The 23,156-nt window shown below is 45.9% G+C and carries 25 protein-coding genes, 1 tRNA gene and 3 rRNA genes; 28 read left to right on the forward strand and 1 reads right to left on the reverse strand.

Annotated elements, in window-relative coordinates:
- Nucleotides 1-169 precede the first annotated feature (169 nt).
- The 5 genes from GKG43_RS17500 to GKG43_RS17520 all read left to right on the forward strand — a co-directional run bounded on the left by GKG43_RS17500 (nucleotide 170) and on the right by GKG43_RS17520 (nucleotide 8,483).
- Nucleotides 170-1,702: ribosomal RNA gene (locus GKG43_RS17500) — 16S ribosomal RNA — on the forward strand.
- 88 nt (nucleotides 1,703-1,790) lie between these two features.
- Nucleotides 1,791-1,908 (forward strand): 5S ribosomal RNA (gene rrf, locus GKG43_RS17505).
- Nucleotides 1,909-2,971: 1,063 nt separating this feature from the next.
- Nucleotides 2,972-5,868: ribosomal RNA gene (locus GKG43_RS17510) — 23S ribosomal RNA — on the forward strand.
- Together the 16S, 23S and 5S rRNA genes form the textbook arrangement of a ribosomal RNA operon.
- A gap of 263 nt (nucleotides 5,869-6,131) precedes the next feature.
- Nucleotides 6,132-6,872: a peptidylprolyl isomerase gene (locus GKG43_RS17515; RefSeq protein WP_050638636.1), complete on the forward strand. Its 741-nt coding sequence runs from the start codon at nucleotides 6,132-6,134 to the stop codon at nucleotides 6,870-6,872.
- Nucleotides 6,873-7,193: 321 nt separating this feature from the next.
- A complete protein-coding gene (locus GKG43_RS17520) occupies nucleotides 7,194-8,483 on the forward strand; it encodes a class II aldolase/adducin family protein (protein ID WP_129880080.1) in 1,290 nt (429 codons plus the stop codon).
- 154 nt (nucleotides 8,484-8,637) lie between these two features.
- Here the strand turns inward: GKG43_RS17520 and GKG43_RS17525 are convergent, their stop codons facing one another.
- Nucleotides 8,638-8,913 (reverse strand): GNAT family N-acetyltransferase, encoded by a 276-nt coding sequence (locus tag GKG43_RS17525; RefSeq protein WP_129880082.1) that lies wholly within the window; start codon nucleotides 8,911-8,913, stop codon nucleotides 8,638-8,640.
- A gap of 253 nt (nucleotides 8,914-9,166) precedes the next feature.
- Here GKG43_RS17525 and GKG43_RS17530 point away from each other — a divergent pair, with 253 nt between their 5' ends.
- The 23 genes from GKG43_RS17530 to GKG43_RS17645 all read left to right on the forward strand — a co-directional run bounded on the left by GKG43_RS17530 (nucleotide 9,167) and on the right by GKG43_RS17645 (nucleotide 23,143).
- A complete protein-coding gene (locus tag GKG43_RS17530) occupies nucleotides 9,167-10,054 on the forward strand; it encodes a fructose bisphosphate aldolase (RefSeq protein WP_129880084.1) in 888 nt (295 codons plus the stop codon).
- Nucleotides 10,055-10,220: 166 nt separating this feature from the next.
- Nucleotides 10,221-11,579, forward strand: a complete 1,359-nt coding sequence (locus GKG43_RS17535; protein WP_055155367.1) for an FAD-dependent oxidoreductase — start codon at nucleotides 10,221-10,223, stop codon at nucleotides 11,577-11,579.
- 74 nt (nucleotides 11,580-11,653) lie between these two features.
- Nucleotides 11,654-13,003, forward strand: a complete 1,350-nt coding sequence (locus tag GKG43_RS17540; protein WP_055155366.1) for a cytochrome c biogenesis protein/redoxin — start codon at nucleotides 11,654-11,656, stop codon at nucleotides 13,001-13,003.
- 793 nt (nucleotides 13,004-13,796) lie between these two features.
- Complete coding sequence (locus GKG43_RS17550) at nucleotides 13,797-13,991, forward strand: helix-turn-helix domain-containing protein (RefSeq protein ID WP_021904675.1); 195 nt, start codon at nucleotides 13,797-13,799, stop codon at nucleotides 13,989-13,991.
- Between the two features lie 29 nt (nucleotides 13,992-14,020).
- Nucleotides 14,021-14,410: a hypothetical protein gene (locus tag GKG43_RS17555; RefSeq protein ID WP_129879481.1), complete on the forward strand. Its 390-nt coding sequence runs from the start codon at nucleotides 14,021-14,023 to the stop codon at nucleotides 14,408-14,410.
- Nucleotides 14,411-14,429: 19 nt separating this feature from the next.
- Nucleotides 14,430-14,502: transfer RNA gene (locus GKG43_RS17560), tRNA-Ile, on the forward strand.
- Nucleotides 14,503-14,737: 235 nt separating this feature from the next.
- A complete protein-coding gene (locus tag GKG43_RS17565; RefSeq protein WP_173020122.1) occupies nucleotides 14,738-15,055 on the forward strand; it encodes a hypothetical protein in 318 nt (105 codons plus the stop codon).
- Nucleotides 15,046-15,393: a hypothetical protein gene (locus tag GKG43_RS17570; RefSeq protein ID WP_129879485.1), complete on the forward strand. Its 348-nt coding sequence runs from the start codon at nucleotides 15,046-15,048 to the stop codon at nucleotides 15,391-15,393. The genes GKG43_RS17565 and GKG43_RS17570 overlap by 10 nt, the downstream gene beginning before the upstream one ends.
- A complete protein-coding gene (locus GKG43_RS17575; RefSeq protein ID WP_129879487.1) occupies nucleotides 15,390-15,761 on the forward strand; it encodes a hypothetical protein in 372 nt (123 codons plus the stop codon). Before GKG43_RS17570 ends, GKG43_RS17575 begins: the two co-directional genes overlap by 4 nt.
- The gene (locus GKG43_RS17580) at nucleotides 15,754-16,095 is read left to right on the forward strand and encodes a hypothetical protein (RefSeq protein ID WP_055056136.1); all 342 of its coding nucleotides are present in this window, start codon (nucleotides 15,754-15,756) and stop codon (nucleotides 16,093-16,095) included. Before GKG43_RS17575 ends, GKG43_RS17580 begins: the two co-directional genes overlap by 8 nt.
- A gap of 12 nt (nucleotides 16,096-16,107) precedes the next feature.
- Nucleotides 16,108-16,431, forward strand: coding sequence for a hypothetical protein (locus GKG43_RS17585; protein WP_129879489.1), 324 nt, complete (start codon nucleotides 16,108-16,110; stop codon nucleotides 16,429-16,431).
- Entirely contained in the window at nucleotides 16,428-17,156 is a 729-nt protein-coding gene (locus GKG43_RS17590; protein ID WP_129879491.1) for a single-stranded DNA-binding protein, read from the forward strand. The genes GKG43_RS17585 and GKG43_RS17590 overlap by 4 nt, the downstream gene beginning before the upstream one ends.
- Nucleotides 17,146-17,400 (forward strand): hypothetical protein, encoded by a 255-nt coding sequence (locus GKG43_RS17595; protein WP_003023403.1) that lies wholly within the window; start codon nucleotides 17,146-17,148, stop codon nucleotides 17,398-17,400. Before GKG43_RS17590 ends, GKG43_RS17595 begins: the two co-directional genes overlap by 11 nt.
- Nucleotides 17,390-17,710: a hypothetical protein gene (locus tag GKG43_RS17600; protein ID WP_002591249.1), complete on the forward strand. Its 321-nt coding sequence runs from the start codon at nucleotides 17,390-17,392 to the stop codon at nucleotides 17,708-17,710. Before GKG43_RS17595 ends, GKG43_RS17600 begins: the two co-directional genes overlap by 11 nt.
- Entirely contained in the window at nucleotides 17,707-18,213 is a 507-nt protein-coding gene (locus GKG43_RS17605) for a hypothetical protein (protein WP_129879492.1), read from the forward strand. The genes GKG43_RS17600 and GKG43_RS17605 overlap by 4 nt, the downstream gene beginning before the upstream one ends.
- A 172-nt stretch (nucleotides 18,214-18,385) precedes the next feature.
- On the forward strand, nucleotides 18,386-19,153 hold the full coding sequence (locus GKG43_RS17610; protein ID WP_129879494.1) for a hypothetical protein: 768 nt from the start codon (nucleotides 18,386-18,388) through the stop codon (nucleotides 19,151-19,153).
- Between the two features lies 1 nt (nucleotide 19,154).
- The gene (locus GKG43_RS17615; RefSeq protein WP_129879496.1) at nucleotides 19,155-19,328 is read left to right on the forward strand and encodes an N-acetylmuramoyl-L-alanine amidase; all 174 of its coding nucleotides are present in this window, start codon (nucleotides 19,155-19,157) and stop codon (nucleotides 19,326-19,328) included.
- A 215-nt stretch (nucleotides 19,329-19,543) separates the two neighbouring features.
- Entirely contained in the window at nucleotides 19,544-19,954 is a 411-nt protein-coding gene (locus GKG43_RS17625) for a VRR-NUC domain-containing protein (protein WP_022279756.1), read from the forward strand.
- A 27-nt stretch (nucleotides 19,955-19,981) separates the two neighbouring features.
- The gene (locus tag GKG43_RS17630; protein ID WP_129879498.1) at nucleotides 19,982-20,755 is read left to right on the forward strand and encodes a ParA family protein; all 774 of its coding nucleotides are present in this window, start codon (nucleotides 19,982-19,984) and stop codon (nucleotides 20,753-20,755) included.
- 208 nt (nucleotides 20,756-20,963) lie between these two features.
- Complete coding sequence (locus GKG43_RS17635) at nucleotides 20,964-22,232, forward strand: DUF3850 domain-containing protein (RefSeq protein ID WP_129879500.1); 1,269 nt, start codon at nucleotides 20,964-20,966, stop codon at nucleotides 22,230-22,232.
- Entirely contained in the window at nucleotides 22,225-22,389 is a 165-nt protein-coding gene (locus tag GKG43_RS22975) for a hypothetical protein (RefSeq protein ID WP_173020123.1), read from the forward strand. The genes GKG43_RS17635 and GKG43_RS22975 overlap by 8 nt, the downstream gene beginning before the upstream one ends.
- Nucleotides 22,389-22,751, forward strand: a complete 363-nt coding sequence (locus GKG43_RS17640) for a DNA-binding protein (RefSeq protein WP_227240229.1) — start codon at nucleotides 22,389-22,391, stop codon at nucleotides 22,749-22,751. Before GKG43_RS22975 ends, GKG43_RS17640 begins: the two co-directional genes overlap by 1 nt.
- Nucleotides 22,748-23,143: a single-stranded DNA-binding protein gene (locus tag GKG43_RS17645; RefSeq protein ID WP_002591261.1), complete on the forward strand. Its 396-nt coding sequence runs from the start codon at nucleotides 22,748-22,750 to the stop codon at nucleotides 23,141-23,143. The genes GKG43_RS17640 and GKG43_RS17645 overlap by 4 nt, the downstream gene beginning before the upstream one ends.
- The last annotated feature ends 13 nt before the right edge of the window (nucleotides 23,144-23,156 follow it).

A 23,156-nucleotide genomic window follows, 5' to 3' on the forward strand; every position in this document is an offset into this window, starting at 1 on the left:
ACCTTGATAATTAAACAATAGACAACAAACCCTTGAAAATTTCTTATAGAGAAAATTTTTAAGAACAGCATCATAATGATGCACCCATCACTGAGATTAATCTCGGTGGTAAGAACAGTAAAAGGGATAGAATTAGCTAGTAGTTAATTTTGACCCGGATACAAACACTTTTAACGAGAGTTTGATCCTGGCTCAGGATGAACGCTGGCGGCGTGCTTAACACATGCAAGTCGAGCGAAGCGCTTTACTTAGATTTCTTCGGATTGAAAAGTTTTGCGACTGAGCGGCGGACGGGTGAGTAACGCGTGGGTAACCTGCCTCATACAGGGGGATAACAGTTAGAAATGACTGCTAATACCGCATAAGACCACGGTGCCGCATGGTACAGTGGGAAAAACTCCGGTGGTATGAGATGGACCCGCGTCTGATTAGCTAGTTGGTAAGGTAACGGCTTACCAAGGCGACGATCAGTAGCCGACCTGAGAGGGTGACCGGCCACATTGGGACTGAGACACGGCCCAAACTCCTACGGGAGGCAGCAGTGGGGAATATTGCACAATGGGGGAAACCCTGATGCAGCGACGCCGCGTGAAGGATGAAGTATTTCGGTATGTAAACTTCTATCAGCAGGGAAGAAAATGACGGTACCTGACTAAGAAGCCCCGGCTAACTACGTGCCAGCAGCCGCGGTAATACGTAGGGGGCAAGCGTTATCCGGATTTACTGGGTGTAAAGGGAGCGTAGACGGTTATGTAAGTCTGATGTGAAAACCCGGGGCTCAACCCCGGGACTGCATTGGAAACTATGTAACTAGAGTGTCGGAGAGGTAAGTGGAATTCCTAGTGTAGCGGTGAAATGCGTAGATATTAGGAGGAACACCAGTGGCGAAGGCGGCTTACTGGACGATGACTGACGTTGAGGCTCGAAAGCGTGGGGAGCAAACAGGATTAGATACCCTGGTAGTCCACGCCGTAAACGATGCATACTAGGTGTCGGGTGGCAAAGCCATTCGGTGCCGCAGCAAACGCAATAAGTATGCCACCTGGGGAGTACGTTCGCAAGAATGAAACTCAAAGGAATTGACGGGGACCCGCACAAGCGGTGGAGCATGTGGTTTAATTCGAAGCAACGCGAAGAACCTTACCTGCTCTTGACATCCCCCTGACCGGCGCGTAATGGTGCCTTTCCTTCGGGACAGGGGAGACAGGTGGTGCATGGTTGTCGTCAGCTCGTGTCGTGAGATGTTGGGTTAAGTCCCGCAACGAGCGCAACCCTTATCTTTAGTAGCCAGCGGTTCGGCCGGGCACTCTAGAGAGACTGCCAGGGATAACCTGGAGGAAGGTGGGGATGACGTCAAATCATCATGCCCCTTATGAGCAGGGCTACACACGTGCTACAATGGCGTAAACAAAGGGAGGCAATACCGCGAGGTTGAGCAAATCCCAAAAATAACGTCTCAGTTCGGATTGTAGTCTGCAACTCGACTACATGAAGCTGGAATCGCTAGTAATCGCGAATCAGAATGTCGCGGTGAATACGTTCCCGGGTCTTGTACACACCGCCCGTCACACCATGGGAGTTGGTAACGCCCGAAGTCAGTGACCCAACCGTAAGGAGGGAGCTGCCGAAGGCGGGATCGATAACTGGGGTGAAGTCGTAACAAGGTAGCCGTATCGGAAGGTGCGGCTGGATCACCTCCTTTCTAAGGAAGAAAGAAGTAAAGAGTATGTTGTCTATTGTTTAGTTATCAAGAGAGTGTCTGAAGAGGACATGATCTCATAACAAAATTTTTTGGTGGCGATGCGCCTGGGGGAAACACCCGTTCCCATCCCGAACACGATGGTTAAGACCCAGACGGCCGATGGTACTGCATTGGAGACGATGTGGGAGAGTAGGTGGCCGCCAAATCTAAAAAAGAATAACAGAATGACGGAAGCGCCGTCAGTATTATATAAATGTTTATTATATAGATACCGGCAAGGATAAGCAACAACTTATCAACGCCAACCCAATCAGCAGGGCAGTGCTGTTATGATAGCTGGTTTTACCAGTGATTAGATATACGAAGCAATTCGTGTATGTAATGACTGATAAAGCAGTCAGCGGATAGGAAGCGAAAGCAGAGCATCCGGATATGTACCTTGAAAATTGCATACAAAGAAAGGTTATATTATTACTGATAAGCGATAATATAACAGATTAAATATCTTATGCTTATTGAAAGACATTCAATAAGATATTCCTATTAAATGTCATTTGATAAGATATTAATCAAGACATCCGAGGTAATGTTAACAACATTAACTGGTTCGAAAAAAACGAACGGAAAAAATTGAATTTTATTGAACATTAGCAGTTCAATAAGAGGAACCTATTACCAACGCATATCACGCTAGATATGTGTCGCCTGAACTCCAACCCGTGAGAGAAGGCAAGTTGGTTATGCTAATAAGAGCGTATGGTGGATGCCTTGGCACTAAGAGCCGATGAAAGACGTGATAAGCTGCGATAAGCTTCGGGGAGGGGCAAATACCCATCGATCCGGAGATTTCTGANTACCGGCAAGGATAAGCAACAACTTATCAACGCCAACCCAATCAGCAGGGCAGTGCTGTTATGATAGCTGGTTTTACCAGTGATTAGATATACGAAAGAATTCGTGTATGTAATGACTGATAAAACAGTCAGCGGATGGGAAGCGAAAGCAGAGCATCCGGATATGTACCTTGAAAATTGCATACAAAGAAAGAGCTGTATTATTATAGATAAGCGATAATACAGTGATTAAATATCTTATTTAATCAAGACATCCGAGGTAATGTTAACAACATTAACTAGTTCGAATAAAACGAACGAAAAAAATACATTCTTATTGAACCTTAGCAGTTCAGTAAGAAGAAAAACCTATTACCAACGCATATCACGCTAGATATGTGTCGCCCGAACTCCAACCCGTGAGAGAAGGCAAGTTGGTTATGCTAATAAGAGCGTATGGTGGATGCCTTGGCACTAAGAGCCGATGAAAGACGTGATAAGCTGCGATAAGCTTCGGGGAGGGGCAAATACCCATCGATCCGGAGATTTCTGAATGGGGAAACCCACTGGAGCAGACCTCCAGTATCCTTAACCCAATCCATAAGTTAAGGAAGGGAACCCGGTGAACTGAAACATCTAAGTAGCCGGAGGAAGAGAAAACAACATGTGATTCCGGAAGTAGCGGCGAGCGAAACCGGAAGAGCCCAAACCAGGGTGCGTGCACCCTGGGGTTCGGACCGCATAATTGATTCATGGAAGATAGCAGAACAGTTTTGGGAAAGCTGGCCAGAGAGGGTGAAAGCCCCGTAAGCAAAATCCAACATGACATGGCGGTATCCAGAGTACCACGAGACACGAGAAACCTTGTGGGAATATGCGGGGACCACCCCGTAAGGCTAAATACTCCTTAGTGACCGATAGCGCATAGTACTGTGAAGGAAAGGTGAAAAGGACCCCGGGAGGGGAGTGAAAGAGAACCTGAAACCATATGTTTACAAACTGTGGGAGCACTATATAGGTGCAACCGCGTACTTTTTGTAGAACGGTCCGGCGAGTTACGCTGGCTGGCGAGGTTAAGGGCCAAAGGCCCGGAGCCGAAGGGAAACCAAGTCTGAATAGGGCGATCATAGTCAGTCGGAGTAGACCCGAAACCGGGTGATCTATCCATGTCCAGGTTGAAGTTGCCGTAAAAGGCAATGGAGGACCGAACCCACATCCGTTGAAAAGGGTGGGGATGAGGTGTGGATAGGGGAGAAATTCCAATCGAACCCGGAGATAGCTGGTTCTCCTCGAAATAGCTTTAGGGCTAGCCTCATACTCAAGTCTTGCGGAGGTAGAGCACTGAATTTCCTAGGGGGCGTCAAAGCTTACCAAAGAATATCAAACTCCGAATGCCGTGTAGATGATGTATGGGAGTCAGACTGTCCGAGATAAGTTGGATGGTCAAAAGGGAAAGAGCCCAGACCTACAGCTAAGGTCCCAAAATGTGTGTTAAGTGGAAAAGGATGTGGGATTTCGAAGACAACTAGGATGTTGGCTCAGAAGCAGCCATCCATTGAAAGAGTGCGTAATAGCTCACTAGTCGAGAGGTCCTGCGCCGAAAATGTCCGGGGCTGAAACACACTACCGAAGCTTAGGAATTAACGAATGTTAATTGGTAGAGGAGCATTCTTAACTGCGACGAAGCTGTACCGTAAGGAGCAGTGGAGTGTTAAGAAGAGAGAATGCCGGAATGAGTAGCGAGAGGAAGGTGGGAATCCTTCCGGCCGAATATCTAAGGTTTCCAGAGTAAAGCTGATCTGCTCTGGGTAAGTCGGGGCCTAAGGCGAGGTCGAAAGACGTAGTCGATGGACAACAGGTTGAAATTCCTGTACTTTTAACTGACAGAACTGTGGGGACGCAGAGAGAAAGCGCAAGCCGGGAGTGGAAAATCCGGTGCAAGCGGGGTAGGAGTATATCAGGCAAATCCGGTATACAATCCGAAGACGTGATGCGGAGCGAACTAAAGTAGCGAAGTGCGTGAGCTAGCTGCCAAGAAAAGCCGCTATTGTTCAGTTAAAACCCGTACCGTAAACCGACACAGGTGGATGAGGAGAGAATCCTAAGGCCGACGGGAGAAGCATTGTTAAGGAACTCGGCAAAATGACCCCGTAACTTCGGGAGAAGGGGTGCCTCGCGAGAGGCCGCAGAGAATTGGCCCAAGCAACTGTTTAGCAAAAACACAGGTCTATGCAAAACCGAAAGGTGAGGTATATGGGCTGACGCCTGCCCGGTGCTGGAAGGTTAAGGGGAGAGGTTAGCGCAAGCGAAGCTTTGAACTTAAGCCCCAGTAAACGGCGGCCGTAACTATAACGGTCCTAAGGTAGCGAAATTCCTTGTCGGGTAAGTTCCGACCCGCACGAAAGGCGTAATGATTTGGGCACTGTCTCAACAATGCACCCGGTGAAATTGAAGTACCAGTGAAGATGCTGGTTACCTGCGCCAGGACGGAAAGACCCCATGGAGCTTTACTCCAGCTTGATACTGGGATTCGGTATTGCATGTACAGGATAGGTGGGAGGCTTTGAACTTATGACGCCAGTCGTAAGGGAGCCGCTGTTGGGATACCACCCTTGCAGTATTGGGTTTCTAACCATCAGCCGTGATCCGGCTGGGGGACAATGTCAGGTGGGGAGTTTGACTGGGGCGGTCGCCTCCGAAAGGGTATCGGAGGCGCTCAAAGGTCTTCTCAGAATGGTTGGAAACCATTCGCAGAGTGCAAAGGCATAAGAAGGCTTGACTGCGACACCGACGGGTGGAGCAGGTACGAAAGTAGGACTTAGTGATCCGGTGGTATAAAGTGGGATTGCCATCGCTCAACGGATAAAAGCTACCCTGGGGATAACAGGCTTATCACTCCCAAGAGTTCACATCGACGGAGTGGTTTGGCACCTCGATGTCGGCTCATCGCATCCTGGGGCTGAAGTAGGTCCCAAGGGTTGGGCTGTTCGCCCATTAAAGCGGTACGCGAGCTGGGTTCAGAACGTCGTGAGACAGTTCGGTCCCTATCCGGCGTGGGCGTAGGATATTTGAGAGGAGCTGACCTTAGTACGAGAGGACCGGGTTGGACTGGCCGCTGGTGTATCTGTTGTTCTGCCAAGAGCATAGCAGAGTAGCCAAGCCGGGAAGGGATAAACGCTGAAGGCATCTAAGCGTGAAGCCCCCCTCAAGATGAGATATCCCATAACGTCAAGTTAGTAAGACCCCTTGAAGACGACGAGGTAGATAGGACAGAGGTGGAAGTGTGGCAACACATGGAGCTGACTGTTACTAATAGGTCGAGGGCATAACCAAGCAAGGTGATAGGAAATGGATGGATTTAATTCTTTGTATGCAGTTTTGAAGGTATATACATATGGAATGAGGAGACGGTACCAGAAGGTATCGTTTTTTTTACATAAATCATAATCCCTAAGTTATGTTGACAGTATTTGTTCTCTTAAAATTTATTGATTTTAGAATATTCTGAAAACAATGAGCAAAAGGGTCTGACCCCCTTGCATGTTTTATGAAATCAAACTATAATGGACATACTATATAAAAAGGAGAATATACATATGAGTCAGGAAGTATTAGCAGTTGTTGCAGGAGAAGAGATTACACAGGAAGAGTTTGATGCATTTTTGCTCAACGTTCCGAGAGACCGTCAGGCGTACATATCCAATCCTCAGTTCAGACAGCAGTGTTTGGAGCAGTTGATTGCACTGCATTTGTTTGCGAAAATGGGGAGCGACCTGAAGCTGGATCAGACTGAGAAATATGAGAAGTTTCTTGTGAATGCAAAGAGAGATATCCTTGCACAGATGGCAATGGAAGAGATTATGAAAGACATTACTATATCTGATGAGGAAGTGGCCGCATATTATGAAGCTAATATGCAGCAGTTTACCAAGGGCGAGATGGTAAATGCAAAACATATTCTCACAGATTCAGAGGAAAAGTGCAGCTCTATATTAGAGTCTATAACAAGCGGAGAAAAGAGTTTTGAGGATGCTGCCAGAGAGAATTCCATCTGTCCATCAAAAGAGAACGGCGGAGATTTGGGTAAATTCGGAAGAGGCCAGATGGTAAAAGAATTTGAAGATGCAGCGTTTGCTGCTGAGGCGGGGCATATAGTCGGACCGGTAGAGAGTCAGTTTGGCTATCATCTGATCAAAGTGGAAGGGAAAGAAGATGCGTCAATAGCTCCTTTAAGCGAGGTGAAGGAGTCCATTAAGACGAGTATGCTTCAGCAGATGCAGAGCAGCGCTTATGCAGAGATGGTGAATGAATTAAAAGCAAAATACATGCAGGAATAATCAGACTTCTATAGGTGGGGGATAAATCACGAAAGAATGTAATGGCAGATGGTCAAGCGGGACTATCTGCCATTTTTTGTGATATGCTTATATTACGATGTACTAGACAAAAAACAGTATCGCGGCGGAGTGCAAAGTGCGCAGCCCTGTAAGCATGAGGGAAAGAAGGGCTGCAGCCAGTACGCTCATGTTGTAATCTAATTTAAAATCGAATAAAACAAATAAAAACCACATTAATACATTGACAAAACCACATAAAACCAATATAATGAATATATAACCAGTCAAGAAAAAACATTTCAATGAAGGAGGAATGATTATATGAATATAAATTTATTACATCCTGCAGACCAGCTGGTCATGATGATGGACCGTATCTATCATTATGGGATGACCACAACATCTGGAGGTAATCTGTCCATTTTGGATGATAATGGAGATGTGTGGATTACACCAGGCAGTGTGGATAAAGGAAGTTTGACAAGAAATGATATCGTATGTATTAAAAATGACGGTACTATTATAGGAAATCATAAACCATCCAGTGAATACCCATTTCATTTGCAAATCTATAAAACAAGAAGTGATATAAAATCAGTTCTGCATGCACATCCACCGGCATTGGTTGCCTTCAGCATTGTCAGAGGGATACCGAATACATTGCTGAGTCCGAACTCCTTTGTGGGATGCGGCCGGATCGCTATGGCAGAATATGGACTGCCGGGAAGTCAGGATCTCGGGGACAAGATTGCTAAGGAATTTGCCAAAGGATGTGACATTGCCGTTTTAGAGAACCATGGTGTAGTAGTTGGAAGTGACAGCCTGTTTAATGCATTTAAAGCATTTGAGAACCTGGACTTTTGTGCCCGGCTTCAGATCAACGCAGCTATTATCGGTACGCCCAGATATTTAAAGGCAGAAGAGATTCAGCTTAAGTATACAAGGAATCATCTGAATATGGATGAATTCGTAAGAAATACTATCACAAGCGGCGAGAAGGCTGCTAGACGGGATATGTGCAACATCATTCATCGTGCATACGACCAGGGGCTGGTGAACTCCACTCAAGGATCCTTTTCTGTAAGGCTGGATGAAGAGCGATTTCTGATATCCCCTTATAATGTGGACAGGAAATATATTGATGTAGAAGATATTGTCTGTATCAAAAGAGATATGAGGGAAGCTGGGAAGGTTCCGAGCCGCTCTATCAAGATACATGATGAAATCTATAAGCAGCATCCGGAAATCAATTCCGTTATCATTGCGCATCCACCGTATATCATGGCATACGCCGTTACGGATGAAACTTTAGATTCAAAATCTATACCGGAAAGTTATATTCTAATGAGGGATATACCTAAAGTGGAATACTCAGAATTTTATCAGAATCCGGATAAGGCTGCTCAGAAGTTTGATGAGAGCACTCCGATTGTAATGGTTAGCAATGACTGCTTAGCCGTAACGGGAGATAGCCTGCTCAATGTATTTGACCGTCTGGAAGTAGCGGAATACAGTGCAAAGGCGCTTGTATATGCTAAGAATCTGGGGGATATGGTTCCAATCAGTGAAGAACAGATTGAAGAAATTAAAAATGCATTTCATTTAAAATAGAGATATAAAATTGAGGTTTAAAAGAATTAAAAACTGTTAATTAAAAAAGATAAAAACTGAAAATAGAAAAGAAAAAATGTCCGGCGGAGATTCATCGATGAGAATTCGATGTGCTCCGACGGACTTTTACGTTTAAAGCGACGGGGAGTTCGGGTTATTTTTTCAGAACATCCATATACTCCGGATGTTTTTTAAACCACTTCACTGCGTAAGAGCAGGTGAGAACAGCCTTTTGTCCGCTTTGACGAAGTTCAGAGACCAGTTCCTCCATGAGTTTACCAGCAACGCCCTGCCCTTGCAGCACAGCGTCCACATATGTGTGATTAACATTAACCGTACCGGCATCGATCTCAGGAAAGGTGACCTCTGCCACTACCAGATAATCCGGAGTATATACGGCGATTTGATTTTTATTATGCACAAACTCCATCTAGAATTCTCCTCTCATTTGACGTTATAGATTGAAATACAAATTGTTTCTGTGTCAGCTCTGAATTAATATTAGCGGAACATGAGCAATATTGCAAGTTACTATGTGCAGCTTACAGCCGTGAATAGTAAATAATGCTAATAAAATATTCAGAAATTTATAAAAAATGATGAGAATTGTGAGAAAAAGTGGTACAATGAAAATACACTAATGTGTTTCAAGTGAAGGCTTCGTTGGATGGGAGGTATGGAATATGAACGAAGTACAATTAAAAAGGATGCACGAAGGTAATGGATTCATTGCGGCGTTGGATCAGAGCGGCGGAAGCACTCCAAAAGCTCTGAAACTATATGGAATTGATGAGTCGCAGTATCACAATGATGATGAGATGTTCGAACTGATACATAAGATGCGGACAAGAATTATTACGAGTAATGCCTTCACTTCTGAACACATACTGGCGGCTATTTTATTCGAGAATACGATGGACCGAAAAATGGAAGGAAAGTACACCGCAGATTATCTGCTGGAGGAAAAAGGGATTCTGCCGATTCTGAAGGTAGACAAAGGTCTGGAAAAGGAAGAGGCCGGTGTTCAGATCATGAAACAGATTCCGAATCTGAAAGAACTCCTGAGCAGGGCGAAAGAGAGGCATATCTTTGGAACCAAGATGCGCTCTGTGATCAAGCTCGCGAATGAGGATGGTATACGTGAGATTGTAGAACAGCAGTTTGCTGTCGGCATGCTGATTGTCAAAAGGGGACTGATTCCGATTCTGGAGCCGGAAGTCGATATCGACAGTCCGGAAAAAGAACAAGCAGAGAAGATCCTGAAAAGAGAACTGCTTCGTCATCTGGATCGGGTACCGGAAGATACCAGGCTCATGTTTAAACTGACGCTTCCAACGCAAAACGGCTATTACAGTGACCTACTGGAAGACCCGAGGGTAGTGCGTGTGGTTGCTCTTTCCGGAGGATACAGCAGAAAAGAGGCCAATACACTGCTAGCTGATAATCCAGGAGTGGTGGCGAGTTTTTCACGTGCGCTTACACAGGGACTGCGGGCTGACCAGACACAGGCAGAATTTGACAGTATGCTTGCAGAATCCATTCAGGAAATTTATGATGCCTCAATAACATAACAAAATATGGTCTTAAAGTGATTTTCACAGCCCTTTTTAAGTTTTTAACCTAAAATTTGAAAAGGGCTGTGATTTTTTGGCAAAATCTATTGACAGATCCAACTGTATCTGATATTGTTACAGTATAAACTGAAACTATAAAAGATACAGATTCCGGGAGGGAACTATGAATACGAAATATGATGATATAATTATTGGATTTGGAAAAGGCGGAAAAACGATTGCGGGTGCATTGGAGAAATCCGGAAGAAAGGTGGCGCTGATCGAAAAGTCGGCAAAGATGTACGGAGGAACCTGCATTAATGTAGGATGTATACCTACGAAGTCACTGGTTCACAGTGCCGGCGCTGCAGCCAGTGGATGCATAGAAAAAAGTATTGCTTATGCGAATGCTGTGGCTAGAAAAACACAGCTTGTAGAGAAGCTGAGATTGAAGAATTATAAGAAGTTGGATACGAACCCCAATATAACAATTATCGATGGAACGGCTCGTTTCACTTCTGATCATAAAGTGGAAGTACAAAGGGCAGACGGTGTCCTGGTGCTGGAAAGCGATCGGTTTTTTATCAATACAGGATCTTCACCATTTATTCCACCTATTCAGGGGATTCAGGGAAATCCGTATGTCTACGTCAGCGAATCTCTTCTGGATATGGAGACGCTCCCCGAACGCCTGGTAATCATAGGCGGTGGTTACATAGGTGTTGAATTCGCTTCGATTTATGCGGATTTTGGAGTAGATGTGACGATTTTGCAGGACGGTTCGGTATTTTTGCCGAGAGAAGATACAGAGATCGCAGATATGGTAAGACAGAATCTTGATCATAGAGGGGCCAGGGTACTCACGGAGGTTCAGGTTCAGGAAATTAAGCAAAAAGAAGGTTTTGCAGAAGTTGTTATCAAAACAAAAGACGACATAGAAATACTTCCGGCAGAAGCGATTCTTGTAGCAACCGGGCGCAGGCCTAATACAAAAGAACTGAATCTGGAAGCTGCAGGCGTACATGTGAATGAAAGGGGCGGCATCATAACTGACAATTCAAGGACAACAACAGCACCGAATATTTTTGCAATGGGTGATGTAACCGGCGGACTGCAGTTTACCTATATCTCACTTGATGATTATCGGATTGTGGCTTCAAAAGTTCTTGGGGATGGCAGTTACACACTTGACAAACGAGGCGCGGTACCGTACAGTGTATTTCTAAACCCGCCTTTCTCAAGAGTTGGGATGAGTGAAAAGGAAGCTGTTGAAGCAGGCTATCGTGTAAAGACAGTAAAGCTTCCCGCAGCGGCAATTCCGAAGGCGCAGGTACTGGAACAGCCGGACGGACTGTTGAAAGCCGTTCTTGATGCTGACACGAATAAAATACTTGGTGCACATCTTTTCTGCGAGGAGTCACATGAATTGATAAATCTAATAAAAATGGCAATGGATGTCGGACTTGACTATACAGTTCTGAAAAATATGATATTTACACATCCGACTATGGGGGAAGCATTGAATGATTTATTCAGTGTCTAAAGATGGAATATTTCGGTGTCATCAGATCCCGGATATTGCATAGTAAATAATACTTAAAATAGGGAGATTAAGATATGGGATTTTCATTGGATATAAGCGTACCAATACTTACGGTATTTGTTCAGGGATTATTGAGTTTCTTCTCACCATGTGTGCTTCCGCTGATTCCGCTTTATATCGGATATCTGGCGGGAGGCACAAGGAAGGTCGGCGAAGATGGCAAAGTATATTTCAGCAGAAAAAAAGTTATGGTAAATACGTTGTTCTTTGTGGTTGGGGTGAGTTTCACTTTCTTTCTGCTGGGATTTGGAGCCTCGGTGCTTGGAAGCTTCTTCAAAGGCAGCCAGAGTATGTTTGCACGGATCGGAGGCATTCTGATCGTTGTATTCGGATTCTATCAGCTGGGAGTATTCGGAAAGTCCAAGGCTTTAAGCCAGGAACACAGGCTGCCGTTCCATTTGGATAAACTGGCCATGTCACCTTGGACCGCACTGATCATGGGATTTACCTTCAGTTTTGCGTGGACACCCTGTGTCGGCCCGGCTCTGTCCAGCGTCCTGCTAATGTCAGCGTCTGCAAGCACGAAATTGTGGGGATTTGCGTTGATTGGCGTATATACCCTTGGATTCGTACTTCCGTTTTTAGCAGTAGGCATCTTCAGTACAACTTTACTGGATTTATTTAAAAAGCATAATAATGTTGTCAAATATACAGTGAAGGTGGGCGGAGTACTCATGATATTAATGGGTCTTATGATGTTCACTGGAAAAATGAATGCAATTACGGGATATCTTTCAGAGGTACAGACTGCGCAGCAGGATAATACGAAGACAGAAAAGCAGGTACCTGAAAATGAAGAAAAATCAGCGGGTGATGCTGCAGAGAAAAAAGATAAAGCGCAAAATAATGACAGTAATACAAAGGATAATACAGATAAAAATGATGATTCAAAACAGGGCAGCGTTACGGAACTTCCGGATGCCATTGATTTTGAATTAAAGGATCAGTATGGGAATGTGCATAAGCTTTCTGACTATAAAGGGAAGACCGTCTTCCTGAATTTCTGGGCGACGTGGTGCCCGCCGTGCCGTGCAGAGATGCCGGAAATACAAAAGCTCTATGAAGAATACCAAAAGGAAGAAGATCCTGAGGTTGTGATACTGGGAATTGCTGCTCCTGGATATGGACAGGAACAGTCTGCAGATGGCGTGAAACAATTTCTGGAGGAGAACGGGTATACCTATCCGGTTCTGATGGATGAAGGCGGAAACATATTCGACCAATACGGCATTCAGTCTTATCCTACTACATTTATGATTACAAAAGAAGGCAAGGTATTTGGTTATCTGAGCGGACAATTGAGCGAGGATATTATGAGAAACATTATCGCTCAGACAATCAGCGGAAAGCGAGAAACGAATTAGTAGACGGAGCAGCAGAGGGGTCTGACCCCTTTGCTCTCCGTTTTCAGAATATTCTTAAATTAATATACGAGAAAAATCGTGGAAAATGAAAAAAGCTGTTGACAAATGACATAAAAATGTGATAATCTAATCAAGCTGTCGCTTCAAATAGCAACTTTTTCTATAAAACAGTTGATTGAGATGAGTTGAATTTGGGAATTCTAATTTATGCAGTCAGTTGAAAATTAGTTGATAAGTTTTAGAATGAAAATCGACAAGAGGTTATAAAGCCTCTGCCGATTTTCTTTTTTTATAGGAAACAGCAGAAAAGAAGAGCGTGCAGAGCGTAAAACTCTGGCACGCTTATTNTTTGACGACAGGACAGAGGAAGAGGTAGAGAGTATAGAGAACTGGATAAACGGATACCCACGCAAAATACATGGCTACCATTCAGCGGGGGAATTATTCAAGGAAGAGGTAAAGCAGCTTGCATAACAACGGATACAGGGAGCGTGAGAGGCTGGCAGCAGTGGCAGCCTTAGTACTGCGCTGCCTAAAAGTGAAAATACACAATAAAACAGGCTGCGTATTGTGCAAAATGGCAAAACGATAAAAACATGAAAAAATGTCGATTTTAATGTTGACATTTTTAAGGATAAGTTTTAGAATGAAAATCGACAAGAGGTTATAAAGCCTCTGCCGATTTTCTTTTTTTATAGGAAACAGCAGAAAAGAAGAGCGTGCAGAGCGTAAAACTCTGGCACGCTTATTTTTTTACCATAAAAGCGAATGAGGACGGAAAGGAGCATAGAACATGGAAAAACGAAAGTACAAGCGTCTGCATTACGAGGACAGGCAGACCATAGAGGCTATGAGTAAGCAGGGCAGCAGTGTAAGCGATATTGCAGAGGTGCTGGGAACACATAGGGACACAATTTATAGAGAGTTCAAACGCTGCAACGCCACACTGAAAACCTACACGGCGGCAGCGGGGCAGCAGGCATTATAAACCAGAAGAACAAAAGAGAGGTAAGGCACATGAAAAAAGTAGATTTTAACAAATTGCAGGCGGGCGACTTAGTACAAGTACCACGTACACAGTTTGCGCCTATGCGCAGTGGGTGGAACGGCTGGCTATTCAGTGAGGCGGTAGTAATAAGAAAGGGAGTAGGAAGAAAAAGCAAAAGGAACGTAGTTGTAGTGGAAATGAGAACACCAGCAGGAAAGAACAACTACGGAACTATAAAGGCAACATTTTACGCAGAGAATGTTTTTACCACGCCAGCAGCAAAGAACGCAAGAAACATTTTGAAGAAATACGGAATAGAGGACGCAGAGGGCTTTTACAAATTCATTGAGCGGGACGACGTAACGGGCTGCGATTGGATAAGGTTTTTAATAGAGAAAGGCTTTTTATTTAATGAGTAGGCGGCAGCAGCCGCCACGAGTGCCGTTAGTTCAGTGGTTAGAGCAGCCGCCTCATAAGCGGCAAGTCGTGGGTTCAAGTCCCACACGGCACATTGCGTAGCAGGCATGGCGAGCCTGCGGCAGAGGGCAGCAGGCTAATAGCTGCAATCTGTATACCGTGGAAAAATAGCGGCGGTCATACCAGCCAGAAAGTATGTGGACGGTCAACAGGTTTTCAGTTGCTTTTTAATGCGAAAAGCAGCCCGCACGGTAAAACCAAACGCCAGAACAGGAGAGCGGCACACATGGAAAGACAGAGAGCGCCGCCGAAAGGAAGAGAGGCAGAGAATGGCAGCAGAGACATTGATAGTAGAGGACGCATACCAGAGAGGCTATGCAGATGCCATAGCAGATATGCGAAAGAAAAAAGAGCAGAGGCGGCAGCGGGAGCAGGCAAAGAAAGCCCGCCGCTGGTATTTCATTAAGCAGAAAGCCTACGGGCTTGCAATGCTGGCAGTTACCGTGCTGGCAGTATGGGCGACAGAGAGAGATATAACAATAGCGGTTATTACCGTACCGCTGGGGCTTATGTGCATTTTCAGTAAAAAAATGCTGATAGTAGACAACTACTATTTTGAGGCAGAAAAGGGGCAGACATGGGTATAACAAGGACGGTAACTACACAGGTGTATTGCGACGTATGCGGCAAGTGGGTAATTGGCTGGGAAAGCGAGAAAACAGGAGTAAGCAGAGAGTGGGCTAAGTACCATGCAAGGTGTAAGGGCTGCACAGCTGGACAAAAGGTTATATGCAAAGAGTGCCGGATAAAGCAGCGTATAAAAAAATGCAGTTTGCAGAAAAAATGGGGCGCAGCCGGAATGGACGGCGGCGCTTGTCTGGGATTTTCACACGACGGGGACGACGAGCCTATAGAACGCTGCAAGCGTTGCATAGCCTACACAAGTTTTGACTGGGACGAGGAAAAAGAAAGGCTGAAACTATGAGGAAACAGAAACGACAGACAGTTAAGAAACTGATACAGTGCGCAGCCATTATAGCAGCAGGCGTGCTGGCAATCATTTTGTTTATGTGGGTTATCTGGTGCAGAGGAAAGAACAGCGAGCCAGTGACGGACGAACAGGTAGCAGCGCAGATGCAGCAGGCAGAGCCGCTGGTTATTGAAACGCCAGAGGCAGCCACAGAGGGCAGTATAAGAGTATACGACTATGACGGCTGCTGTATTTATTCCTACTACGGAAAAATTCGGATAAACAACGACGGTAAGAACGGCAAGGACATTGATGTAGAGACAATAGGCTACTTAGAGGGCTACCAAGAGCATAAGGACGAAAGCGAGGCAGGCAATGAGTGAGGTATACATACGCAGCCAGAATAAAGAAAAGCTGTATAGACTGGGCGGTAATTACGCCTGCGTAGAGTACGGAGAGTATGAGGACGTAAAGAAAAAGAGAGGCGGCGCAGAGGCAGACAAAAAGCGCCACGTAATTTGCATAAGTGACGGGTGCTTAGAGGAAATCGGAGAGTATGCAACAAAAGAGCGCTGCTTAGAGGTTTTGGACGAGATACAGAAAGCGTGCGTAAGCTATCTGTTTACGGCTGGCGGTGCAGCCGTAATAAGGGGCGGCATGGACGTACAGCCGTTTGCAGCAGTAATACCGAGGCTGTACGAAATGCCGGAGAAGTAGGAGAGGCAGACAGTGACAGTAAAAGAATTTATAGGCACGCTGGAGAGTTCAGACCGCCTGCGCATTATTGAGGGCAAAGCAGAGGTTTACGTAGGGTATCTGGCAGCGTTCAAACCGTTTGCAGACCACGAGATAAGCGAGGAATACCGAAAATACAGCGAGCATGAGGTAAAGAAGTTTAGAGCAGTGCCGGAGATAACGCACAGACGCTGGAAAGAGCTGGGGCTTATGAAACCATTAGAGCCAGACCAGACAGCACAGTATAAGTTTAGTGATTTGCAGATGTCACTTTACTACACCATATACATACAGGAAAGGAAAGGGCAGGAAGTATGACAAAGAAAAAGCCGGATTTTTTACGGGATTTAGATACTGCAATCATGGACGAGCTTACAGGTGGCGGTATCAAGGAAAATGCAGCGGGACTGGTAGGAACGCTTACACAGATTAAGGAAATTAAGCAGCTATGCGGGCTGCCGTTTTGTGGTTATATGGCAAAGGTAGAAACGGTAAGACCAAGCGGCGTGCCGGACGAGGTAACGGTAGTATTTGCAGAGGACGTACCATACAGAGCTTGCAGCGGCATAGAGTTTGACGTTATGCAGGAATTTGTAGAGGGCAGCAGGCTTTTACTGACGGGCAAGGTGCAGACGCTTAAGGACTTCCAGAGCGGTAGACTGCTGGTATATATTCTGGCAGATTTTGTGGCGGTATCAGAAAAGGCAGTAGAGCAGGACGAGGTAGCAGTAAGAGGCATTATAGCAAATACGCCAACACACAGAGAAACGCCGAGAGGCAAGCGCATTACTGATATTACGGTAAGGGTAAGAAATGAGCTTACAGGCGGCAGCTGCTATTTACCGTGCATCTGCTGGCAGGAACAGGCAGACGAGGCGGCGCAGTGGCAGCAGGGCGATACTGTAGAGCTGCTGGGGCGGTATCAGAGCCGCCAGTATGAAAAGGTGCTTGACGCAGCCACAGGAGAAAGAGAACAGCGTACAGCTTATGAGGTATCGGTACGGCTGATTAGAAGAAAGGAAGAGGCAGAAAATGAGCGTTGAACGCATTGGTAAGGGCTATGTAAAAATCTGCGTGAGTGAGGAAGAGTTAGAGAACAGCATAGCTGGGCTTAGCCAGTTAAAACCTATTTTGCAAACGCAAGTAATGAAAGGGAATGGAAGAAACACAAAGCAGGGGCTTATTGACGCAGCAGAGCTGGGAAAACATTTTGATACGGCGATAGATGCAATGACTATGCTTTTGGCTGGGTTTAAGGAAGAAAGCGAGGTACAGAATGAAGAGTAAAACAATTTTAGGAGCAGACGGCGCAACAAAAATGCGACAGATTACAGTAGGGATACACGGAAAGGGCGGCGAGGCAGGCATAAAGGCAATACAGCAGCTTGCAGGCATGGTGGACAGCTTAAAGCAGTGCCAGACACCGCAGGAAGTATACGACAGATATTTACAGATTACGGGGTATTGTAAATGTTGCGTTGATTGTAATTTTATAGACCAAAAGGGAGCAGACGAGCTGATGTGCTTAGCAGCATATCTGGCAGGAAATGAACAGGCACGGGCAGAGGCACAACAGAAAGCGGGTAAAAAGGCATGAGAAAGGTTTATATATGCAGCCCATACAGGGCGAAAGACGGCGCAGAGCTGGACAGAAACATAGATTATGCGCAGCAGCTGACACGGCAGGCGTTAGAGGCGGGCTTAGCACCCATTACGCCGCATTTATATATGACGCAGTGCATGGACGATAAAAAGCCGGAAGAGCGGGCAAGAGGTATGGCTGCGGGGCTTACGTTGTTGAAAAGCTGCGATTTTGTTATTGCTGGCGTGAAATACGGCATAACAGAGGGAATGGACAGAGAAATACATACAGCAAATATGCTGGGAATTGCGGTTATAGATGCAAACCAGATTAAGCGGCATCTGGAATACGAGGAAAAGCGGAAGGAGCGGGCGGCGAGCGATTACGCAAAGTTGCATAGCTGCGAGTTTTGCAGGGGCAGCAAATTATACAGCTGCACGGGCTACGATTGCAGAGAGCCGTACAGACGGGCTTATGAGTATGCCTTAAGCCGCATAGGAGAGCGGCAGGAAACATGAAAAAAATAAAAGCGCCTACGGTGGGGAAACACCATAGGCGCTAAGCTATACAGCTTTGAAATACTATAAAAATTATAAGCTATGTATGGCGCAAAGTCAAGAAAATTAACGGGCGGGCAGCCCGTTTTAACACTTGATAAAAGTATTAACGAACCGACAGAGAGGTAGATATATGCCATACGTAGAGAGGGTAACAAAAGCGGGGAATACGATAGAGATAGAGAGGTACTTTACCAGCAGATACAAAAAGAAAGGTATCAGCAGAGGGGATAAGGTAAAGCCAACAAAAGAAGAGCAGGAGAAAGTAAACACCAGACAGGCAGAGAGAAAGTTAAGGATACTCATAAATGCGAACTATGGCTATGGGGACTACCATTTAGTGCTTGATTATATCCGCAGGAAAGGGCAGCCAGACAGAACGCCGGAGCAGATGCGGCAGGACATAGACGTATTTTTGAGGGAGTGCAGAAAGGAGTACAGAAAAGCAGGGTTAGAGTTCAAATACATACACGTTATGGAGATAGGCAAGAAAGGTGCGAGGCATCACCACCTTGTAGTAAATAAAATTGACACAGAGATTTTACAGCGCTGCTGGTATAAGGCATACGAGGGGCATAACAGGGTTAAGGTATTCCCTCTGGACGACAGCGGAAACTATGCAGAGCTGGCAAACTATTTAATTAAATACACAGGAACGCATAAAAAGGGTACTGACGGAGCATTACAGGGCAAGCGCTGGAATTGCAGCAAGAATTTGGTAAGACCAGAGCCAGAGTATCACATAATTTCAGACCGTGAGTATTTCAAGAAAGAGCCAAAGGCAATAAAGGGCTATTACGTGGATAAGAACAGCGTGAGCATGGGCGTACATAGTCCAGAGTATTACGGCTATGGGTATTTAAGATACACCTTAGTAAAAATAACGGATAGGGGGGGCTGAAATGCAGATAATCAAGGGCATTGCCATTGCAGCAGTGTTGATAATAGCCGGACTGCTGGCGCTGATTGTGGCAGCGTATCTGGCGCTTAGAATTGCGGCGGCTATTTTTGAACAGCAGGAGAGCTGGAAAGACAACGGCAGCAGAAAGGGCAGAAAACATGATAGAAAAAATTAAATACTGGTTATTCCAGAAAGGCAAGGACTGTAAGCGCTGCTGCCTACGGTGCAGATATTACGATATATGCCGCTGGGACGTACTGGGAAATGCAGGACTACAAAGCGAGGAAACAATAACGCTTTTGGCGATAGAGAACAGCAAGCCGCATAAGGACGGGCTGCTTTTCAGAATTTGCCAGTATGTAGAATTTAAGCAGAAAGCGAGGCGAGAAAATGAGAAACTTTAGACTGGACGACGAAAGCGGGCATCAAGAGGCATTATTTAACTGGGCTGCATACAGAACAGGGCTTATGCCGGAGCTGCAATATATGTATCATGTGCCAAACGGCGGCAAACGTGATGCGGCAACAGCAGTGGCGCTTAAGAGGCAGGGCGTAAAGGCTGGCGTGCCGGATATTATGTTACCAGCTGCAAGGGCTGGGTATCACGGGCTTTACATAGAGCTTAAGGCAGGCAAGAACACGACGACAAAGAAACAGAAAGAGTGGTTAGAGTATCTGCGGCAGCAGGGTTATTATACCGCCGTCTGCTATGGTTGGCAGCCAGCAGCGCAGCTGATAGAGCAGTATTTATTACATTCAGACGAGCTTACAAAAGAGCAGGAAACAGTAACCATGCGTTAGAGGCGACGCAGGAAAGAGAGGCAAAGAATGAAAACAATAAGCATTTTGAATTTAAAGGGTGGCGTAGCCAAGACCTTTACAGCGGCAAACATGGCGTATGAGCTTTACAGGCGAGGCTATAGGGTGTTGCTGATTGACAACGACAAGCAGGGAAATTTAAGCAAGGCGTACAGCAGATATGACGCAGAAAACGTAGCACCAGTTACAAGGTTGTTGGCTGGGGACTGGCAGGGAGCAACAGAGCTGATACAGAATACAGATTACGTAGGGCAGCAGTGCTGCATAGATATTGTTACGTCGAATATGTCACTTTTTGGGGCTACGTGGAATTTGACAAAAGAGGACAGCGAGAACCAGACAGAACGCTATAAGAGATTTGCAGACATTATGGGCGGCTTTTATGATTACTGTATCATTGATAACCCGCCGGATATTGGGCTTAATGTCATAAATGCGCTGGCAATCACGGACGAGGTAATAGTACCCGTAAAAGTGGACGAGGACGCTTTAGAGGGGCTGGACATTGTGACAGAGCAGATAGAGGACGCAAAGGCGTTTAACCCAGCATTAAAGCTGGCAGGCGTGTTGATTACGTCATACCAGAACACAGACGGCGAGGCAGCAGGCGTAGAGTGGCTGGAACAAAAGACAGATTTTAATATTTTGGGTATTATTCGGTATTCCAAGAAAGTAGCAGAAAATACTTTCATGCGTAAGCCAATTTATGAGTATAGCCCATGCTGCGGAGCGGCGCAGGGGTACAAGAAATTTGTAACAGCGTATACAGGGAAAGCGAGGTAGCAAGCGTGGCACATAAAGAGAGATTATGCGCTTACTGGCATTGCCGCAGGACTGGCGGTACGGAGTGCTGGAACTGGGGCAGCAAATTTGCAGGGCAGAAATGCCCGCAAAGCGACGCTTGCGAGCATTGGAGAACGTGCGAAATGTGTAACGGAGTAATGGGACAGTGTAAGAAAAAACAAAGGATTGAGAAAGAGAGGTAGAGAATATGGCAAAGTTTGGTATTAACGACATTCTGAACGCAAAGACGAAAGCAGCAGGGCATCAGGCGCAGACAGAGGGATACAAAGAAATCTATTTAAGCCCTTACGAGGTAAAAGCAGCGCAGGAGAATACACACCAGAAATTAGAGAACATAGAAGAGCTGGCAGACAGCTTTTTACACGTAGGACAGGAGCAGCCTACAGTATTGGCGAGAGTAAACGGGGAATACCGTATAATCGACGGACACAGACGTAATGCGGCAAATATTTTAAACTTAGAGCGGGGGCATAAGGAGTATGAGAAAGTGCTTTACCGCTTTATGGACATGAGTGAGGCAATGTATGAGCTGCGCTTATTGGCTGGCAACGGATATACGCAGGAGCTTACAGCCTATGAAAAAACCAGATTAGTAGAGCGTACCAAAGCGGCGCTTATCAGAGCCAAGGAAGAGGACGGCTTAGAGATACAGGGCAAAATGCGTGATTTAGTAGCAGCTATGATAAACGAGAGCAGCACAAACGTAGCCAGAATGGACGCAATCAACAACAACGCAACGCCGGAGATTAAAGAGCAGCTGAAAGAGGGCAATTTAGGTATCACTGCTGCATACGAGGCAGCCAAGCTGGACGAGGACGAGCAGAAAGAAATAGCGGAAAAAGCAGCAGCGGGCGAAAATGTGAGGGCAAAGGAAATAGCGGAAAAGGTAGCAGAGAAAAAGGCGGGGGACGATTACGAAACACCGCACCCAGAAAGCATAACGTCTTTGTGCTATTCTTGCCAGAAATACAAGGACTGCAACGTAAAAACGGGAACGTGCCAGAAATGCGACCAGTACATAAACAAGGCAGAGGCTGAAAAGACGGACGAACAGCGGTACAGCGAAGAGCAGGACGCTATAGACCGCCAGACAAAGAAGAAATTACAGGAGCGGGCAGACGCAGAAAAAATGGAGCATCTGCCAAGCGAGGGAAACACAGAGCATAAACAGCATGAGGTAAAAATAGTGGCATCTTATTACGAGGACGTAGTAAGCGGGAAAAAGAGCTTTGAGCTGCGGAAAAATGACAGAGGCTACAAACAGGGCGACAGCCTTAAAATGCTGGAATTTAAGGACGGTAAGCACACAGGGCGCACGATTAATGCAGATATTATTTATATGCTGGAAGATTATACAGGGCTTACAGAGGGCTACTGCATTCTGGGTATCAGAGTAACAGACTATACGGGTAAGGTGTCCGAAACGGACACAGAAAGCGGGGCGGTAAATGTTTGAGTTTATGGACGGCGTAGTAGATGCGCTGGAAGAATTGGGACAGGCAGCAGTAGACGGGGCGGTATATTGCCTGATATGCGTAGTCAAACTGGCGTTGATAATAACAGCGCCAGTATGGGTGCTGCCGTATGCGATATGGAGAAAGGGGCGTAAGTAGTGAAATACAGACAGTGGAAAAAGAACTATAAGAAAAAGCACGGAGTAAACCCGCCGTTAGAGCTGGACAAGCGAAAACAGCGCAGGCTTGCAAGAAAAATGGCAAGACAGATAAATAAAACCTTGCCAACAGCAGCAGAAACATTGACGGCAGCTATTAACAGCTGGGTAAAGAGCATAAAGCCAGTGCTGGCGACATTCTGCGAGAGCGTAGCGGCGGCGTTTAGCAATGTGGCGGCAGGATTGAGAGAAGAAAGCGAGGCGGTAGAAAATGACAAGTATATTACTGGGAATAATTGCGCTGGAATTGCTGGCGATATTTTCAAAGCTGGACAAGCTGGAAGAGAGGGGCAGAGAGAATGAATAATGTATCACTTACAGGGCGGCTTACAAGAGAGCCAGAGCTTAGATATGGCGGGCAGGACAATAGCACAGCTATTACCCGCTTTACGCTTGCGGTAGACGACGGGAAAGACACAGATTTTATAAATATTAAGTGTTTCGGGCGTACTGCGGAATGGGCGCAGAAATGGTTAAGTAAAGGCAGCAGGGCAGAGGTTACGGGCAAGATTAAAACAGGCAGCTACGAGAGCCAGCGCACGGGCAGCAAGGTATATTACACAGAGGTTGTGGCAAATAGCGTAGGTTTTGGAGAGAGTAAAGCAGAGGCAGAGGCGAGAGGGCAACAGCTGCCGGAGAGCGACGGGTTTATGAACATACCAGAGGGAGCAGACGAAGAGCTGCCGTTTAATTAACAGAAAGCGAGGT

The organism is Eubacterium sp. BIOML-A2 (genome assembly GCF_009680135.1).
GTDB lineage: Bacteria > Bacillota > Clostridia > Lachnospirales > Lachnospiraceae > Faecalicatena > Faecalicatena contortus_B.

What these genes read in the sequence shown, in the direction of transcription:
- GKG43_RS17550 (WP_021904675.1), top strand. Translation starts at nt 13,797, where the DNA reads ATGGAAAAACGAAAGTACAAGCGTCTGCATTACGAGGACAGGCAGACC.
- GKG43_RS17530 (WP_129880084.1), top strand. Translation starts at nt 9,167, where the DNA reads ATGAACGAAGTACAATTAAAAAGGATGCACGAAGGTAATGGATTCATT.
- GKG43_RS22975 (WP_173020123.1), top strand. Translation starts at nt 22,225, where the DNA reads ATGTTTGAGTTTATGGACGGCGTAGTAGATGCGCTGGAAGAATTGGGA.
- GKG43_RS17625 (WP_022279756.1), top strand. Translation starts at nt 19,544, where the DNA reads ATGAGAAACTTTAGACTGGACGACGAAAGCGGGCATCAAGAGGCATTA.
- GKG43_RS17525 (WP_129880082.1), bottom strand. Translation starts at nt 8,913, where the DNA reads ATGGAGTTTGTGCATAATAAAAATCAAATCGCCGTATATACTCCGGAT.
- GKG43_RS17515 (WP_050638636.1), top strand. Translation starts at nt 6,132, where the DNA reads ATGAGTCAGGAAGTATTAGCAGTTGTTGCAGGAGAAGAGATTACACAG.
- GKG43_RS17630 (WP_129879498.1), top strand. Translation starts at nt 19,982, where the DNA reads ATGAAAACAATAAGCATTTTGAATTTAAAGGGTGGCGTAGCCAAGACC.
- GKG43_RS17570 (WP_129879485.1), top strand. Translation starts at nt 15,046, where the DNA reads ATGGGTATAACAAGGACGGTAACTACACAGGTGTATTGCGACGTATGC.
- GKG43_RS17520 (WP_129880080.1), top strand. Translation starts at nt 7,194, where the DNA reads ATGAATATAAATTTATTACATCCTGCAGACCAGCTGGTCATGATGATG.
- GKG43_RS17610 (WP_129879494.1), top strand. Translation starts at nt 18,386, where the DNA reads ATGCCATACGTAGAGAGGGTAACAAAAGCGGGGAATACGATAGAGATA.
- GKG43_RS17580 (WP_055056136.1), top strand. Translation starts at nt 15,754, where the DNA reads ATGAGTGAGGTATACATACGCAGCCAGAATAAAGAAAAGCTGTATAGA.
- GKG43_RS17605 (WP_129879492.1), top strand. Translation starts at nt 17,707, where the DNA reads ATGAGAAAGGTTTATATATGCAGCCCATACAGGGCGAAAGACGGCGCA.
- GKG43_RS17535 (WP_055155367.1), top strand. Translation starts at nt 10,221, where the DNA reads ATGAATACGAAATATGATGATATAATTATTGGATTTGGAAAAGGCGGA.
- GKG43_RS17600 (WP_002591249.1), top strand. Translation starts at nt 17,390, where the DNA reads ATGAAGAGTAAAACAATTTTAGGAGCAGACGGCGCAACAAAAATGCGA.
- GKG43_RS17555 (WP_129879481.1), top strand. Translation starts at nt 14,021, where the DNA reads ATGAAAAAAGTAGATTTTAACAAATTGCAGGCGGGCGACTTAGTACAA.
- GKG43_RS17590 (WP_129879491.1), top strand. Translation starts at nt 16,428, where the DNA reads ATGACAAAGAAAAAGCCGGATTTTTTACGGGATTTAGATACTGCAATC.
- GKG43_RS17540 (WP_055155366.1), top strand. Translation starts at nt 11,654, where the DNA reads ATGGGATTTTCATTGGATATAAGCGTACCAATACTTACGGTATTTGTT.
- GKG43_RS17635 (WP_129879500.1), top strand. Translation starts at nt 20,964, where the DNA reads ATGGCAAAGTTTGGTATTAACGACATTCTGAACGCAAAGACGAAAGCA.
- GKG43_RS17575 (WP_129879487.1), top strand. Translation starts at nt 15,390, where the DNA reads ATGAGGAAACAGAAACGACAGACAGTTAAGAAACTGATACAGTGCGCA.
- GKG43_RS17645 (WP_002591261.1), top strand. Translation starts at nt 22,748, where the DNA reads ATGAATAATGTATCACTTACAGGGCGGCTTACAAGAGAGCCAGAGCTT.
- GKG43_RS17615 (WP_129879496.1), top strand. Translation starts at nt 19,155, where the DNA reads ATGCAGATAATCAAGGGCATTGCCATTGCAGCAGTGTTGATAATAGCC.
- GKG43_RS17595 (WP_003023403.1), top strand. Translation starts at nt 17,146, where the DNA reads ATGAGCGTTGAACGCATTGGTAAGGGCTATGTAAAAATCTGCGTGAGT.
- GKG43_RS17565 (WP_173020122.1), top strand. Translation starts at nt 14,738, where the DNA reads ATGGCAGCAGAGACATTGATAGTAGAGGACGCATACCAGAGAGGCTAT.